Raw genomic sequence first — 14,687 nt, forward strand, 5'->3', positions numbered from 1 at the left:
GGTCCGCGAACGTTACGGCTGGACGCACCCTGCGTCAGCGGTAGCGCTCCTGATCGGCGGCGAGCTCCGCCTCTTCGGTGTCCTCGTCGCGGACGCGGCCGTCGGCGCGCCGGGCGTGGGCGGCCTGCTTGTGCTCCATCCGGTGCTCGATGCGCTCGGCGAGCTTGCCGCTCATCTCGTCGCGCGGGCCCCGGAAGAAGAACAGCGACAGCACCGCGGACAGCAGGGCCGCAGAGATGAGCAGGATCAGCGGGTTCTCCCGCATCCACGGGATCGCGAACAGCAGCAGCAGGCAGGCGAAGAACGCGAGCAGCCGCAGGATGGTGTAGCGAACGAAGGGCGAGAGCATCTATCTCACAGTCCCGAGTAGGAGTGTTGGCCGACGAAGTAGACGTTGACGATCGCGAAGTTGACGATGATCGCGAGGTAGCCCAGGGCGGCGAGGATGTTGGCCGTGCGGCGGCTCCAGCCGCTGGTCGCCCGGGCGTGCAGGTATGCCGCGTAGATCACCCAGATCACGAAGGTCCAGGTCTCCTTGGGATCCCAGTTCCAGTACGCACCCCACGCCTGCTGCGCCCAGATCGCCCCCGCGATCACCGAGAAGGTCCACAGCGGGAACGCGACGATGTGCAGGCTGTAGGCGATCCGGTCGAGCGTGCGCGCGCTCGGCAGGGTGTCGAGGAAGCTCTCCTGCGCCCGCCCGTCGGCGACGCGTGCGTCGTGGCGTTCGCGGGCGAGCTGAAGCAGCAGCACGCTGAACGCCACCGTGAAGAACGCCACCGACAGCACTGCGATCGGCACGTGGATGGCCAGCCACAGGCTCTGCAGCGAGGGCAGCAGCTCCGCCGCGGGCGAATACCAGACGGAGAGGGCGAGCCCGAGCACCAGCAGCACCGGCGTGACCACGAACAGCCCCAGCCAGCGCAGCGGCCGCCGCATCGCCAGCAGCAGGTAGAGCCCCAGCGCCATCATGGCCCCGAACACGGCGAACTCGAACATGTTCGCCACGGGCACCCGACGTACGGCGATTCCGCGCGCGACCACCGACACGACCAGCAACATCAGGGTGAGCCAGGTCAGGGTCATCCCGAATTGGCCCGCCCTCGCGCCGCGCGCGCCCCGGGCCCGCGACTCCCCCGCGCCGGAGTCCGCCGCCACGACGCCATCGGCGCCCGCGCCCGCACCGTCGTCCCCGGCGGGAACCAGGCGGCGGCCCAACCCGGCCGACGCCGCCGACTCCCCCGCGGATCGCGCCGAGCCCGCGCCCACCAGCGCGGCTTCCGCCGGCGCGGATTCCGCCTGCCCGGCGATCAGGTTCGCCGCGCCCTCCGAGCCCGCCTCCCGGGCGCCCCGCAGCCGAGGCCGATCGGCGAACGCGACGTACACCGCGAACGCGAGCATCGCGAGCGCGAGGGCGACCATGGCGCCGTACAGGGCGAGGTTGGCGAGGTTGGACAGCTGGAGATTCGGCATGGGACCGTCCGCGAGGTGGGGTACTGGAAGGTTTCGGCCAGACTATCCCGGTCCACCGACAACGCTGCGGCCAAGAGCATCCCCCTCGCCGCCCGGCCCGCCGATCCGGCGAACGAGTCGCCGGACGGCCTCGTCCAAGCCGGCGTCCTCGCTCTTGGCCAGCGCCCCCACCTGCACGTGGCTGCGCGGCGCCCCATCCGGACCCGGGTCCGCGGGCCGCACCCGGACGAACACCCGACGCCGCCGGACCACCAGCGAGGCCACCAGGCCCAGCGCGCTGACCAGCGCCGATCCGAGCGCCAGGGGTCGCGCAGGGTCGTACCGCGTCGAGACCCCCGCCCAGCGCTGCGTCCCCTCGTACGTCACGCTCCCCCGCCCCCCGGGCAGCTGCGCGCTCTGCCCGGGCGCCAGCGTGAGCCGCACCGGGTTGCCCGCATCGTCCTTGACCTGGGCCATCCGCGCGGTGTCCAGCGTGTAAACGTTCTGGGGGCGGCCGCCGGGGAAGAGCTCCCCCTCGTACGCCGCGAGCACCAGCGCCGGATTCGTCAGGTCGGGGAAGGTCGAGACCAGGCCGCCGTCACTCGACGTACCGGCCGTCGGCAGGAACAACCCCACGAAGCCGAGCTGCTTCGGGGTCGCCGCGGGCACCTTCACCGCGCCCAGCGAGGTGTACATGTTGTCCTGCGGCAGGAACGGCACCTGCCCGCGGAAGGTCACCTGGCCGGCCGCATCGCGCACGGTGATCGTCGGGGCGTAGCCGTTCCCGAGCAGGTAGACCTGCGCGCCGCCGAAGCCCAGCGGCTTGTTGACCGCGAACTCGCGCCGCTCCGGCTCCGCGCCCGGGCCGGTGGTCACGGTGGTCTGCGCGCGGAAGTCGCGCGGGGCGCCGACCTGCTGCGCGGCGCGGGGATCGGTCTCGAACCGTACGTCGAGCGAATCCACCCGCACCGTGAACGGCTGCAGCGCAGCGGTGTCCACCCACGGGCCGGGGTTGAAGGTGTCGTAGCCGGCGACCGTGTTCGCGAACGACTGCCCCACCGGGATGATCCGGTCGCCGCGCCACCCCACGAGATGCCCCCAGGCGAGTGCCCCGATCAAGGCGAGCAGGGCGACGTGGAAGAGCAGGTTGCCGGTCTCCCGCAGGTGGCCGCACTCGGCGGACAGCACGCGCTCGGCGGAGCCATCGGCCGAGGCGGCCTGGTCGTCACGGCGGATGCGGTAGCCCCGGCGCAGGGCGGCACGGGCCCGGGCCAGCGCCTCCTCCGGCGTACCCGCCACGACCGTCTCCGCGTGGCTCGGCAACCGATCCAGCCGACGCGGGGCGCGCGGCGGCTGACCCCGCAGTTCGCGCAGGTGCAGCCGGGTCCGCGGGATGACGCAGCCGACCAGGGAGAGCATCAGGAGCAGGTAGATCGCCGAGAACCACGGCGAGGTGAACACGTCGAACATGCCGATGCGGTCGAGTACCGGCCCCACGCCGGGGTGGTCCGCGATCCAGTCGGCGGCCCGGTTCGGGTCCAGGCTGCGCTGCGGGAAGATCGACCCCGGCACGGCCGCGACGGCCACGAGCAATAGCAGGAACAGCGCGGTCCGCATGCTGGTGAGCTGCCGCCACGCCCAGCGGGCCCAGCCCACCGGCCCCAGCCGCGGCATCCTCGGCGCCGCCGACGCGTCCAGGTCGACGAAGGCCGCGTCGCCCGCGGCGGGAACGTGCCCGGCCGGAACTGCGGCGGGTACGTCGGGTGCGGCGGGGTCCTCGGCGACGTCGGCGGGCGGCGGATCCTGGCGTTTGCTCATGACCGGCCCAGCCTGCCACACGGCCCCGGGCCCCCACGGTGCCCGGCTCATGACCGGTCCTGACTGCGCCGGGCGCGGCGACGGTGGGCGCGGCGACGGTGGGCGCGACCACGGTGGGGCGCGACGTGTACGATTGGTGTATGCGCACCCGCACCAACATCGAAATCGACGACGATCACGTGCGCGTCATCATGGCTCGCTACGGGCTGCGCACCAAGACCGACGCGGTCGATCTCGCGCTGCGGTCGCTCGCGGGGCAGCCGATGTCGCGCGAGGAGGCCCTCGGCATGCGGGGCGCCCACGCGTTCGACCTCGTCAACGACACCCACGACCTCGCCCTCGACCTCGAGGAGCCCGCGGGCACCCCCGCGCCCGGGTCGGCGCCGGCCCGCGGATGATCCTGGTCGATACGTCGGCCTGGGTGGAGTACGACCGCGCCACCGACAGCCCCGTCGACCGACGCCTCACCGCCCTCATCAGGGCCGATGGCCCGGTGGCGATCACCGAACCGGTGGTGATGGGGGTGCTCGCCGGCGCGCGCAGCGATGCGCGCGAGCGGGATCTCCGCCGTCTCCTGACCCGGTTCACCCTGCTGCCCTTGGAACCCGCGGCCGACTTCGCCGCCGCGGCCGCCCTGTATCGGCGCTGCCGGCGGTCCGGGGTCACGCCCCGCGGGCTCCTCGACTGCCTCATCATGGCCGTGGCCTGGCGCACCCGAGCCGCCGTCCTGCACGCCGACAAGGACATGGACCGCATCGCCGCAGTGGCCGGCGTGGACCTCGACACCGTGCCCGCGGTCGATAAGGGCTAGTCCACCGAGCCCTGCCCCGGCCAAGACCGCCGCCGCGGCGAGCGTCAGAGCGCCGGGACGAAGCCGCCGATCAGGTGCACCTGCAGCCACTGAACCACAGCGCTCCACGCCCCGGTGAGCAGCAGCACCCCCACCGCCAGCAGCATCGCCCCGCCGACCAGCTGCAGCCCGCGGTGGTGCCGGCGCAGCCAGGCCGAGGCCGAGGACGCCCACGAGAACCCTGCCGCCACCAGCAAAAACGGTACGCCGAGGCCGAGGCAGTACGCCGCTCCCAGCGCGGCCCCCCGCCCCACCGAGCCGCCGCCCGTGGTCGTGGCGAGCGTCATGATGACGCCCAGCGTGGGACCGATGCAGGGCGACCAGCTCACCGCGAACACCATCCCCAGCAGCGGCGCGCCGGCCAGCCCGGCCACCGGCCGCCACCGCGGTGCCCAGCTCGCCTGGGAGCCCACCCCGAGGAACGCCAGCGCCAGCACGATCACCAGCACCCCCCCGACGATCGAGACGGTGCGCTCGTGGGCCCGCAGCGCGGTGCCGGCCGCCGTCGCCAGCACCACCCCCGCCAGGAACACGATCGAGAAGCCCAGCACGAACAGCCCCGCCCCGGCCAGCACCCGGGAGCGCCGCGGCCCGGCGTACTCCTCCTGCCGCGCCTGCCCCGACAGCCCCGTCACGTACCCTAGGAACCCCGGCACCAGCGGCAGCACGCACGGGCTCGCGAACGACACCACCCCTGCGGCCACCGCGATCAGCGCGGCCAGCAGGAGGTTCCCGTCGACGAGCGTCGAGGCGGCGGCGAGGGCCGCCATGGGTCCGGCGGCGGCCGCGAGTCCCATCTCAGGACTCCTTCACGACGTCCTCGATGAGCCCGACGAGCGTGGACTCGCTGGTCACGGCCCCGGTGATCCGGGCGGCGATGCGGCCCTGCCGGTCCAGGATCAGTGTGGTCGGGGTCGCGTTGGCCTTGCCCTGTAGGCCAAGGGTCAGCATGCGGCTCTCGTCGGACAGGCTCGGGTACGTCGTGCCGTAGCGCGCCAGCGCGCTCTTCCCGCTCTCCGGGGATTCGCCGAAGTCGATGCCGATGAACCGGACGTCGGGCTGCTTGGCCTGCATCTGCTTCCAGGTCTTCTCCAGCAAGGGCATCTCCGCCTCGCACGGGCCGCAGGTGCTGTACCAGACGTTGGCCACCACGACCTTGCCGCCCTGGTCGGCCAGCCGCCACGGCGTACCGTCCAGCAGCTTGCCGTCCAGCTTCACCGGCTCGGCCCGCTTGGGGGGCGCGATGCGCTCGATGCCGCCGGTCTCCATGACCGCCGGGCCGGTCGCGGGCGGGCTGGCGCAGCCGCTCGCCCCACCCAGGAGGCCGACGCCGGCCAGGAGGGCCGCAGCCAGCAAGCGAGTCATGCGCCGGGCACCTCGCTGGCGCCGGGGTAGAGGGTGAAGGCGGGCTCGGCGTACGTGACGGAGGACAACAGCCCGTCGTGGTACTCCAGCGAGGTCATCGACGCGAGCTGGCACTTGCGGTGCCGCGGGTCGTGCCACAGCCGCTCGCCCTCGACGGCGCGGCGCAGGATCTCGATGGGGAGCTGGTGCGACACGAGCACGGCCTCGTGGCCGTCCGCCGCCACCAGCGCCGCCTCGACGACGGCGCGCATTCGGGCGGCGATCTGCACGTACGGCTCCCCCCAGCTGGGCCGCAGCGGGTTCACCAGGCGCGGCCACACCGCGGGCGCCAGCACCCTGCTGGCGTGGAACTTCTGCCCCTCGAAGGCGTTCTTCGCCTCAATGAGCCGCTCCTCGATCCGCAGCGGCACCCCGAACTGGGCGACCAGCGGTTCTGCCGTCTCCAGCGCGCGCTCCATCGGCGAGGACGCCACGACGGTGACGTCCCGATCGGCCAGGTGGTGCGCGGCCAGGTCGGCCATCGCGCGGCCGCGCTGGGACAGGTGATAACCGGGCAGCCGACCGTAGAGGATGCCCTCCGGGTTCTCGACCTCGCCGTGTCGTACGAGATGGATAACGGTCCGCCCGCTCATGCCCTGCCTTCGCCCCATGGGCCCGCGCTCGCCGAGCCGCTCATGCGCCCATGCTGCCATGCGCGGGGTCGGCCTTTGCCGCCGCCGCCCGCGCCGCTGCGGGCAGGGCACCCAGCACGAGTTCCACCGCGGCGTCGTCGTGGGCCGCGGAGACAAACCACACCTCGAACGCACTCGGCGGCAGGTGCACCCCGGCGGCGAGCATGGCGTGGAAGAAGGCCCGGAAGGCGTCCAGGTCCTGGGCCCGGGCGCCGTCGTAGTCGACGACGGGGCCCTCGGTGAAGAACACCGAGAACATGCTGCCCGCCCACTGGACCACGTGCGGCACGCCCGCGGCGGACAGCGCCGCCGAGGCTCCGTCCGCGATGGAGTGCGCCGCCCGGTCGAGCCTCGCGTAGACGGCGTCGTCGCAGGCCCGCAGGGTCGCGAGCCCCGCGGCCGTCGCGACGGGGTTTCCCGACAGGGTGCCGGCCTGGTAGACCGGGCCGGTCGGCGCGAGCAGCTCCATGAGGTCGGCGCGGCCGCCGAAGGCCGCGGCCGGGAAGCCGCCGCCCATCACCTTGCCGAACGTGAACAGGTCGGGAGCGCCCACGTCGCGGGACCCGGCGCCATCAGCGACGGCGTACGGACCCTCCAGCCCGTACCAGCCCGCCCGCGAGCACCGGAACCCCGTCATCACCTCGTCGCTGATCAGGAGCGCGCCGTGCGCCCGGGTGACCCGCCGCAGCGCCGCGGTCCAGCCGGGCGCGGGCGGGACGACGCCCATGTTGCCGGGTGCGGCCTCGGTGATGACGGCCGCGATCCGCGGGCCGTGCTCGGCGAAGGCCGCCTCCAGCGCCGCGACGTTGTTGAACGGCAGCACGATCGTCTCGCCCGCCGCGCTTGCGGGCACGCCCGCGGAGTCCGGCAGCGCGAACGTCGCCACCCCCGATCCCGCGTGCGCCAGCAGGGCGTCGACGTGGCCGTGGTAGCACCCGGCGAACTTGACGATCGCCGGCCGTCCGGTCGCCCCCCGCGCGAGCCGCACCGCGGACATGGTCGCCTCGGTGCCCGAGCTGACCAGCCGCACCTGCTCGACCGGGCCCACCCGCCCGACGATCTCCTCGGCGAGGGCCACCTCGTTCTCGCTGGGCATGCCGAAGCTGAATCCGCTGGCCGCGGCATCACGGACGGCGGCCAGCACCCGCTCGTCCGCGTGGCCCAGGATCATCGGTCCCCAGCTGCCGACCATGTCGACATACCGTCGCCCGTCGGCGTCGGTCAGCCAGGCGCCCTTCGCGCTCGCCATGAACCGCGGCGTCCCGCCGACGGCCCGGTACGCGCGTACGGGCGAGTTCACCCCGCCGGGCGTGACGCGCTCCGCGCGCGCCATCAGGGCGGCCGAGGCCGGGGCGTCGTAGGGATATCCCGTGCGTTCGGGGACGGCGGGGGCACCAGGTTCAGCCATGGCCCCCATCCTGGCCTATCGCGTCGTGCCGACCCTACGAGGCCCTACCGGGCCACCAGGACTCGGCGCATCGTCCGGCGTCTCGTGCGCCGCGAACGTCCACAGCTTCTGCAGCACGAACGAGACGGGCATGGTTGCGATGATCTGGATCAGCTGGGCCCAGTACTTCGCGTTGCGGAACCCGCTGGAGTCGTCGAAGACGTCGCGCGGCAGGGCGATCGGCGAGGCGGGGTGCAGCAGGAAGGACATGATGACCAGGCCGACGACCTGGGCTGCAGCGCCGACGAGGAAGTAGCGGCTGAACCGTCGCCGGCTGGACTTGCCGCCCTTGCGGAAGGTCCAGGCGCGGTTGAGCTCGAAGTTCCAGATGTTGGCGATGACGAACGCGATCGTCGACAGCAGGTGGTAGACGCGGAAGTTCTTGTCGAACAGGAACAGCGGGAACAGCACCTCGTGGGCGCGCGCCGGGTCGTCGCCCGTGAACACCTTGCTGAGCACGATGAACGCCACCATGTTGACCACGAACCCGGAGCCGCCGACGAGCCCGAACTGGATGAACTCGACGAAATGGTGCTTCTTGACGGTACGGCGGGTGGGGGTGGACACCCGACGAGCCTACCCGTGGCGACTGGGCGGCTCCTGGACGTTTCCCGGACGCTCGTCCCGGCCGGCCGGCCGGCCGCCGTCCGTGCCATGCCCATGGAAAAGCCTGAAGCGCGCGCAACGCCCGGGTGGACCACCAGTGACGACGCCTGGCTCACGACTCGACGGCCGCCTCGGCCACCGTGGCCATCGTCTCGCCCAGCTGCAGAAACGCCTCGCGCCCGAGGGGATCGAGCAGGATCCGCCGGACCCCCTCGACGTGCACGGGAGCCAACGCCGCGAGGACCTCGTGCCCGGCGGCCGTCAGGCACAACTCCACGCCGCGCCGATCGTGCGGGCTCTGGCGGCGCTGCACCCACCCGCGGCGCTCCAGCCGGGCGGCCGTGTGGGTCAGCCGGCTGCGGGACTGCACAACGGCGTCCGCCAGCACCGACATGCGTTGCCGACCGTCCGGCGACTCGGAGACCAGCGTTAAGATCTCGTACTCCGACAGCGACACCCCGTGCGCCTGCAGGTCCCGGTCGAGCGCGTCTATGGCGAGGGCGGCGCCACGCAGGTAGGCGCGCCAGGCGCGCTGCTCCTCGGGGTCAAGCCAGCGGGTCTGCTCGAGCGGGGTCGGATCGGTCATGGTCGACCCATCGTCCCACGAGGGCGCGGCTCAGCTCAGGAGCTCGGCGGCGCGCAGCGCGTAGTACGTCAGGATCTGCCCCGCTCCGGCGCGCCGGATCGAGGTCAGCGACTCCAGCATGACCCGGTCGCGATCGATCCACCCGTTGGCGGCGGCGGCCTCGATCTGGGCGTACTCCCCCGACACCTGATAGGCGCTCACCGGCACCGGCGACTCGGCGGCCACGGCGCGCAGCACGTCGAGATAGGGCAGGGCGGGCTTGACCATGACCAGGTCGGCGCCCTCTTCTATGTCGAGGCGCACCTCGCGCAGGGACTCGGTGAGATTGGCGGGGTCCTGCTGGTACGTCGTCCGGTCCCCGGTCAGCGTCGACTCGACGGCCTCGCGGAAGGGGCCGTAGAAGCCGGAGGCGTACTTCGCCGCGTACGCCAACAGGATCGTGTCCGGGAAACCCGCCGCATCCAGAGCGGCCCGCACGTAGCCGACCTGGCCGTCCATCATCCCGGACAGGCCCAGGACGTGGGCGCCCGCCTGGGCCTGGGCGAGGCCCATCGCGGCGTACCGCTCCAGCGTCGCGTCGTTGTCGACGACGGGGACCGTGCGACGCGACCCGCCCGGCAGCGTCCGCTCCGTCAGCACCCCGCAGTGGCCGTGGTCGGTGAACTCGTCGAGGCACAGGTCGGCCATGACGACGGTGTCGTCGCCGACGGCGTCGCGGACCGCCCGCAGCGCGACGTTGAGGATCCCGTCGGGGTCGTCGGCGCCGGTGCCGGTGGCGTCGCGGCGGGTCGGCACGCCGAAGATCATGATCCCGCCCAGCCCCGCAGCCACCACCCGCCGCGCCTCCTCGACGAGCGAATCCATCGAGTGCTGCTGCACGCCGGGCATCGAGGTGATCGGCACCGGTTCCGTGGCCCCCTCCCGCACGAACACGGGCAGGATCAGGTCCGCGGGGTGCAGCCGGGTCTGCGCCACGAGCCGGCGTACGGCGGGCGTCTGCCGCAGCCGCCGCGGCCGGATCGTCGGTCCCTTCGTGGCGCCCACATCCGTCTCGGGGGTCATCTCAGGCCTTCTTGCGGCGCCGGGCCGACTTCTCGCTGGGCCGGGTGGGGCGCTCGCCCGCCGCGCGAGCGTCGCGGGCGCGTTCGTCGCCGTACGCCGCCAGGGCCGCCACCAGGGCCGCCGCGCTCGGTTCCGGCGCGACCACGCTGACGGTCAAGCCGTGTTCGCGGGCGGTCTCGGCGGTGGCGGGCCCGATGCAGGCCACGACGGTGTTCGCATGCGGCTTGCCGGCGATGCCCACCAGGTTGCGCACCGTCGAGGAGCTCGTGAACAGCACCGCGTCGAAGTCGCCCTTCTTGATCGCGTCGCGGACGGGCGCGGGCGGCGGGGCGGCGCGGACGGTGCGGTACGCCGTGACGTCGTCGACGGCCCAGCCCAGCTCCTGCAGCCCGGCCACGAGGATGTCGGTGGCGATGTCGGCCCGCGGCAGGAAGACGCCGTTGATCGGGTCGAGATCCCGGTCGTACGAGGGCCATTCCTCCAGCAGCCCGCGCGCGGACTGTTCCCCGCTCGGCACCAGGTCGGGCACCAGGCCCATGCCGCGCAGCGCCTCGGCGGTGACCCCGCCGACCGCGGCGATCTTCAGCCCGGCGAACGCCCGGCTGTCGAGCCCCCGCTCGGCGAACTTCTCCCGCACGGCGCGCACCGCGTTGACCGAGGTGAAGCCGACCCACTCGTACCGGCCCGTCACCATCCCCTCGATCGCCTTGTCCATCTGCGCCGGGGTGCGGGGCGGCTCGACGCTGATCGTGGGGACGACCTCGCCGACCGCGCCGTACCGTTCCAGCTCCGCCATCATCGAGCTGGCCTGCTCCTTCGTGCGCGGCACGAGGACCCGCCAGCCGAACAGCGGCAGCGATTCGAACCAGCTGAACGCCTCCCGGCCCGCGACGCCGCCGCCGACGATCGCGACCCGGACATCGGGAACGCGGCCGGCCCGCAGCAGCCGGGGCGCCTCGCCGAGCGCGACGACCGTGGTGCGCTGCTCGGTGGTGCTGCCGTGGGCGACCAGGGCGACGTCGGTGTGTGGGTCGCGGCCCTCGGCGAGGATCCGCTCGAGCCCGGCGGTGACATCCGACGTCGGCCCCATCACGGTGACGGGCAGGTCCGAGGAGGCCGCCGGCCCCCACGAGTCGACCGCGTCGACCTGGGCGATGACGAGGCAGGCCGGGGTGTCGGCGCTGGCCCAAGGAATGCCCGCGTACGTGGGGACCGCCGTGGCGTAGCTGACCCCGGGCACCACCTCGACGGCGAGACCGGCGTCGAGGCAGGCGGCGAGTTCGGCGCGGAGCGTGTCGGTGAGGCCGCCGGCGCCGTCCATGAGCCGTACGACGAGCGGGGAGCCCTGCTCGTCCGTCGGCTTGCGGGCCGCCTCGCGGACGAGCCCCGTCAGCAGCGTGCCCGCCCCCTGCTTGGAGACCTCCTGCGCCTCGACGAGACGCACGCCCGCGCGCGCGTGCCGTTCGACGATCGAGGCCGGGGTGTCGTGGTCGAGGACGATGACGTCCGCGTGCGCCACCAGGTCGGCGCCGCGCACCGTGAGCAGGCCGGGGGCGCCGGGGCCGGTGCCCACGAAGGCAACGCTGGCGAGGGCGTCGCCCTGCCTGGACGCGTCAGACGCGTCGGACGCGTTCGACGACGTGTCCAGTTCGAGGCGTGGGCTGGTCACGGACGGGCTCCCTGCGGGTAAGGCTGGTCAGGTGGGACGTTTGACTCGGGTGGCGCGTGGGGCGTGCGGTCGTGAGCCGGCCGAGCTAGCCGCCCGTGAAGCGCGCGGCGCCCTCGTCCAGCAGTCGGCGAGCGAGTTCGGCGCCGATCCCCTCAGGGTCGAGGGGGGATCCGGCGTGACTGCGCCGGAGGTGCTCACGCCCGTCCGCCGTACCGACGAACGCGGAGAGCTGAAGAATAATTCCCGTCGGCGATTGGGCTATCTGGGCGTGCGCCCCGACGGGTGCGGTGCAGCCGGCCTCCAGGGCGGCCAGGAGTGCCCGCTCCGCGCGCACGGCGGCGTCGGCGGCCGGGTCGGCCACGGGCTGGACGACACCGAGGACGTCGCTCCGGTCCGCGCGGCACTCGATCGCAAGCGCCCCCTGCCCCGCGGCGGGCAGCATGTCGGCGAGGTCGAGGACCTCGGTGACGGCCTCGAGGCGACCCAGGCGGGCCAGGCCGGCCCGGGCGAGCACGACAGCGTCCAGCGCCCCCGAGCTGACCTGCGCCAACCGGGTCGGCACATTGCCGCGGATCGGCACCACCACGAGGTCCTCCCGGGCCGCGAGCAGCTGGGCGGCCCGGCGCGGCGACCCGGTCCCGACCCGCGCGCCCGGCGGCAGCGTCCACAGCGTGAGCCCGTCGCGGGCGACGAGCGCGTCGCGGGGGTCCTCCCGCTCGGGGACCGCGGCGATGACGAGGCCGGGTTCGGGCGCCGAGGGAAGGTCCTTCAACGAATGGACGGCCAGATCCGCGCGGCCGTCGTGCAGCGCCCGCCGGATGGCCGAGGCGAACACCCCGGTGCCGCCGATCTGGGTCAGCGGGGCGGCCGAGACGTCGCCCTCGGTGACGATCGTGACGAGGTCCACGTCGTGGCCGGCGGAGCGCAGCAGGTCGGCGACCCAGCCGGCCTGCGTCGTCGCCAGCTCGCTGCGGCGGGTCGCCAGCCGCAACGGCTGCGCGGGCGCCGTCATGGCCGCCCCCCGGGTTCGACGGGCGTGGACACGGCCGCGACGTCGTACGGATCGAGTCCGAACAGTTCCCGCAGCGCATGCGCGTAGTCGCCGGGCTCGGCCGAGCCGGCCAGCTCCTTCACGCGCACGGTCGGGGTGTGCAGCAGCTTCTCGACGACGCGGTGCATGGCGAGGCGGACCTCGGCCTGCTCCCGCTCGGCGAGGTCGGGCACGCGTGCCGCCAGCCGGTCGAGTTCGGCCTCCAGCACCTGCTGGGCGCGGCTGCGCAGCGCGGCCACGGTCGGCGCGACCTGCAGGGTGCGGCGGTGCGCCAGGTAGGCCGCGACCTCGGCCGTGACGAGGTCCCGCGCGGCCCCCAGCTCGTCGGCGGCGGTGTCCCCGTCCCTACCGGCCAGCAGGTCGCCGAGTTCGGCGAGCCCGAGCAGGGTGATCCCGGGGGTCTGGCCCGCGCTGGGTTGCACGTCCCGGGGCAGCGCGAGGTCGAGGTAGACCTGGGGGCGGTGCTGGCGGGCGGCCGCGGCCTCGCCGACCTGGTCCGCGCTGACGACGTACCCCACCGCGCCCGTGCAGGACACGACCACGTCGGCCTCCGTGAGCGCCTGCGCCATCCGGGTGACCCGGACGGCCCGGCCGGCGGTCGCCTCGGCGAGGAGGACGGCCCGCTCGTACGTGCGGTTGACGATCACCAGGTCCCGGCAGCCCGACCGGGCGATGGTGGTGGCGGCGAGGCTGCTCATCGAGCCCGCGCCCAGCACCAGCACGCAGGCCCCGGTCAGCGGACCGACGTGGTCGGCCGCGGCCCCGAGGGCGGTCTCCACCAGGGAGAGTCCGGCCCGGTCCAGGCCCGTCTCGGTGTGCGCCCGCTTGGCGACCCGCAGCGCCTGCTGGACCAGCGCGTTGAGCACCGGCCCGGCCCGGCCGGCCCGCTGGGCCCGCCGCAGGCTGGTGCGGAGCTGCCCGAGGATCTGGCCCTCCCCCAGGGCCATCGAATCCAGCCCGCAGGCGACGGTGAACAGGTGCGCGATCGCGCGCTCCTCGTAATGGACGTACAGGTGCTCGGTCAGCCGCTCCCGCTCGATCCCGGTGGCGGCGACGAGACACTGCCCGATCTCCGCGAGGGCGCCGTGGAAGGTGCCGCACTCGGCATAGACCTCGAGCCGGTTGCAGGTGCCGAGCACGAGCACCTCGCGGACGTTCTCGCACGCGGCGAGGGCCTGGGCGAGCGCCTCGACGCCCGCGGCGTCGACCGCAGCCTCCTCCAACACGGCCATCGGCGCGCTGCGATGCGACAACCCGACGGCGAGCAGGCTCATCCGCCCACCCCCGCCGAACCCGCCAGACCCGTCGGGCTCGCGGGCACCGCCTGCGGCTGCGCCGGGTCCTGCGCCAGGCCCCCATCAACGAGCCGAGCCTCGGCCGCACCCTCGGCCATCTCCAGCTCGGCCGCCTGGGCCTGGGACGTCTGCACGTGGAACGCCAGGATCTGCAGCTCGTTGGCCACGTCGACCTGCCGCAGGTGGACCCCCGGCGGCTCGGTGAGCACGGCCGGGGCGAAGTTGAGGATCGCCGTCACGCCGGCGTCGGCGAGGAAGCGGCACACGCCCGCCGCGGCCTGCTCCGGCGTGGCGATCACGCCGATGACCGGGGACTTCTCGGCCACGACGCGAGGCAGCTCGAGCATCGGGCGAATCGGCAAGCCCGCGACCGGCTGCGCCACCAGGGTGGGGTCGATGTCGAACAGCGCGGCGATCTCGAAGCCGCGTTCCGTCAGCCCCGGGTAGCGCGCCAGCGCCTGCCCCAGCCGGCCGATCCCGACGATGATGACCGGCCAGGCCCGTGTCAACCCGAGCGCGTGGGCGATGCGGCCGGCCAGATGCTCGGTGTCGTAGCCGACCCCGCGCACGCCGTACGAACCGAGTTGCGACAGGTCCTTGCGCAGCTGCGCCGGCGAGACCCCGGCGGAGGCGGCCAACTCGGCCGAACTCACCGAGCGGGTGCCCTCGGCGACCAGGCGTTCGAGGACGTGCAGGTATTCCGGGAGTCGACCCACGGTCGCCTGCGGCAGCCCACGACGGGCGCTGCGGTCCTCGACCAACGTCACCTACTCCTTTTTCACCCCGCGGGCCTGGCGTTTCCCGCCCTGTCCCGG

The 14,687-nt window shown here is 73.7% G+C and carries 16 protein-coding genes; 2 read left to right on the forward strand and 14 right to left on the reverse strand.

What is annotated here, in order from left to right:
• Positions 1–34: 34 nt before the first annotated feature.
• The 3 genes from IPK37_02835 to IPK37_02845 are packed head-to-tail and all read right to left on the reverse strand — an operon-like array spanning position 35 to position 3,126.
• Positions 35–349, reverse strand: coding sequence for a DUF4229 domain-containing protein (locus tag IPK37_02835; GenBank protein QQS01421.1), 315 nt, complete (start codon positions 347–349; stop codon positions 35–37).
• A gap of 5 nt (positions 350–354) precedes the next feature.
• Positions 355–1,473 carry a c-type cytochrome biogenesis protein CcsB gene (ccsB, locus tag IPK37_02840; protein QQS01422.1) on the reverse strand — a complete coding sequence of 373 codons (1,119 nt, stop codon included), beginning with the start codon at positions 1,471–1,473 and terminating at the stop codon, positions 355–357.
• A 42-nt stretch (positions 1,474–1,515) separates the two neighbouring features.
• Positions 1,516–3,126, reverse strand: a complete 1,611-nt coding sequence (locus tag IPK37_02845) for a cytochrome c biogenesis protein ResB (protein ID QQS02623.1) — start codon at positions 3,124–3,126, stop codon at positions 1,516–1,518.
• A 284-nt stretch (positions 3,127–3,410) separates the two neighbouring features.
• Here IPK37_02845 and IPK37_02850 point away from each other — a divergent pair, with 284 nt between their 5' ends.
• Positions 3,411–3,668, forward strand: a complete 258-nt coding sequence (locus IPK37_02850; GenBank protein ID QQS01423.1) for a type II toxin-antitoxin system VapB family antitoxin — start codon at positions 3,411–3,413, stop codon at positions 3,666–3,668.
• The gene (locus IPK37_02855) at positions 3,665–4,081 is read left to right on the forward strand and encodes a PIN domain nuclease (protein QQS01424.1); all 417 of its coding nucleotides are present in this window, start codon (positions 3,665–3,667) and stop codon (positions 4,079–4,081) included. Before IPK37_02850 ends, IPK37_02855 begins: the two co-directional genes overlap by 4 nt.
• A gap of 44 nt (positions 4,082–4,125) precedes the next feature.
• Here the strand turns inward: IPK37_02855 and IPK37_02860 are convergent, their stop codons facing one another.
• The 11 genes from IPK37_02860 to IPK37_02910 all read right to left on the reverse strand — a co-directional run bounded on the left by IPK37_02860 (position 4,126) and on the right by IPK37_02910 (position 14,633).
• A complete protein-coding gene (locus IPK37_02860; GenBank protein ID QQS02624.1) occupies positions 4,126–4,890 on the reverse strand; it encodes a cytochrome c biogenesis protein CcdA in 765 nt (254 codons plus the stop codon).
• A gap of 28 nt (positions 4,891–4,918) precedes the next feature.
• Positions 4,919–5,485 (reverse strand): TlpA family protein disulfide reductase, encoded by a 567-nt coding sequence (locus IPK37_02865; GenBank protein QQS01425.1) that lies wholly within the window; start codon positions 5,483–5,485, stop codon positions 4,919–4,921.
• Positions 5,482–6,117 (reverse strand): histidine phosphatase family protein, encoded by a 636-nt coding sequence (locus IPK37_02870; protein ID QQS01426.1) that lies wholly within the window; start codon positions 6,115–6,117, stop codon positions 5,482–5,484. Before IPK37_02870 ends, IPK37_02865 begins: the two co-directional genes overlap by 4 nt.
• 40 nt (positions 6,118–6,157) lie before the next feature.
• The gene (gene hemL, locus IPK37_02875) at positions 6,158–7,564 is read right to left on the reverse strand and encodes a glutamate-1-semialdehyde 2,1-aminomutase (protein QQS01427.1); all 1,407 of its coding nucleotides are present in this window, start codon (positions 7,562–7,564) and stop codon (positions 6,158–6,160) included.
• Between the two features lie 15 nt (positions 7,565–7,579).
• Complete coding sequence (locus IPK37_02880; protein ID QQS01428.1) at positions 7,580–8,170, reverse strand: GtrA family protein; 591 nt, start codon at positions 8,168–8,170, stop codon at positions 7,580–7,582.
• Between the two features lie 151 nt (positions 8,171–8,321).
• Positions 8,322–8,795, reverse strand: coding sequence for a MarR family transcriptional regulator (locus IPK37_02885; protein ID QQS01429.1), 474 nt, complete (start codon positions 8,793–8,795; stop codon positions 8,322–8,324).
• Between the two features lie 30 nt (positions 8,796–8,825).
• Entirely contained in the window at positions 8,826–9,857 is a 1,032-nt protein-coding gene (hemB, locus tag IPK37_02890; protein QQS01430.1) for a porphobilinogen synthase, read from the reverse strand.
• A 1-nt stretch (position 9,858) separates the two neighbouring features.
• Positions 9,859–11,505, reverse strand: coding sequence for a bifunctional uroporphyrinogen-III C-methyltransferase/uroporphyrinogen-III synthase (locus IPK37_02895; GenBank protein QQS02625.1), 1,647 nt, complete (start codon positions 11,503–11,505; stop codon positions 9,859–9,861).
• A gap of 106 nt (positions 11,506–11,611) precedes the next feature.
• On the reverse strand, positions 11,612–12,538 hold the full coding sequence (gene hemC, locus IPK37_02900; protein ID QQS01431.1) for a hydroxymethylbilane synthase: 927 nt from the start codon (positions 12,536–12,538) through the stop codon (positions 11,612–11,614).
• Positions 12,535–13,851 (reverse strand): glutamyl-tRNA reductase, encoded by a 1,317-nt coding sequence (locus tag IPK37_02905; GenBank protein QQS01432.1) that lies wholly within the window; start codon positions 13,849–13,851, stop codon positions 12,535–12,537. The genes hemC and IPK37_02905 overlap by 4 nt, the downstream gene beginning before the upstream one ends.
• A complete protein-coding gene (locus IPK37_02910; protein ID QQS02626.1) occupies positions 13,848–14,633 on the reverse strand; it encodes a redox-sensing transcriptional repressor Rex in 786 nt (261 codons plus the stop codon). Before IPK37_02910 ends, IPK37_02905 begins: the two co-directional genes overlap by 4 nt.
• Positions 14,634–14,687: the final 54 nt, after the last annotated feature.

The sequence above is a fragment of the Austwickia sp. genome, from assembly GCA_016699675.1.
GTDB lineage: Bacteria > Actinomycetota > Actinomycetes > Actinomycetales > Dermatophilaceae > Austwickia.

What these genes read in the sequence shown, in the direction of transcription:
- IPK37_02835 (QQS01421.1), bottom strand. Translation starts at nt 349, where the DNA reads ATGCTCTCGCCCTTCGTTCGCTACACCATCCTGCGGCTGCTCGCGTTC.
- ccsB (QQS01422.1), bottom strand. Translation starts at nt 1,473, where the DNA reads ATGCCGAATCTCCAGCTGTCCAACCTCGCCAACCTCGCCCTGTACGGC.
- IPK37_02845 (QQS02623.1), bottom strand. Translation starts at nt 3,126, where the DNA reads ATGCCGCGGCTGGGGCCGGTGGGCTGGGCCCGCTGGGCGTGGCGGCAG.
- IPK37_02850 (QQS01423.1), top strand. Translation starts at nt 3,411, where the DNA reads ATGCGCACCCGCACCAACATCGAAATCGACGACGATCACGTGCGCGTC.
- IPK37_02855 (QQS01424.1), top strand. Translation starts at nt 3,665, where the DNA reads ATGATCCTGGTCGATACGTCGGCCTGGGTGGAGTACGACCGCGCCACC.
- IPK37_02860 (QQS02624.1), bottom strand. Translation starts at nt 4,890, where the DNA reads ATGGCGGCCCTCGCCGCCGCCTCGACGCTCGTCGACGGGAACCTCCTG.
- IPK37_02865 (QQS01425.1), bottom strand. Translation starts at nt 5,485, where the DNA reads ATGACTCGCTTGCTGGCTGCGGCCCTCCTGGCCGGCGTCGGCCTCCTG.
- IPK37_02870 (QQS01426.1), bottom strand. Translation starts at nt 6,117, where the DNA reads ATGAGCGGGCGGACCGTTATCCATCTCGTACGACACGGCGAGGTCGAG.
- hemL (QQS01427.1), bottom strand. Translation starts at nt 7,564, where the DNA reads ATGGCTGAACCTGGTGCCCCCGCCGTCCCCGAACGCACGGGATATCCC.
- IPK37_02885 (QQS01429.1), bottom strand. Translation starts at nt 8,795, where the DNA reads ATGACCGATCCGACCCCGCTCGAGCAGACCCGCTGGCTTGACCCCGAG.
- hemB (QQS01430.1), bottom strand. Translation starts at nt 9,857, where the DNA reads ATGACCCCCGAGACGGATGTGGGCGCCACGAAGGGACCGACGATCCGG.
- hemC (QQS01431.1), bottom strand. Translation starts at nt 12,538, where the DNA reads ATGACGGCGCCCGCGCAGCCGTTGCGGCTGGCGACCCGCCGCAGCGAG.
- IPK37_02905 (QQS01432.1), bottom strand. Translation starts at nt 13,851, where the DNA reads ATGAGCCTGCTCGCCGTCGGGTTGTCGCATCGCAGCGCGCCGATGGCC.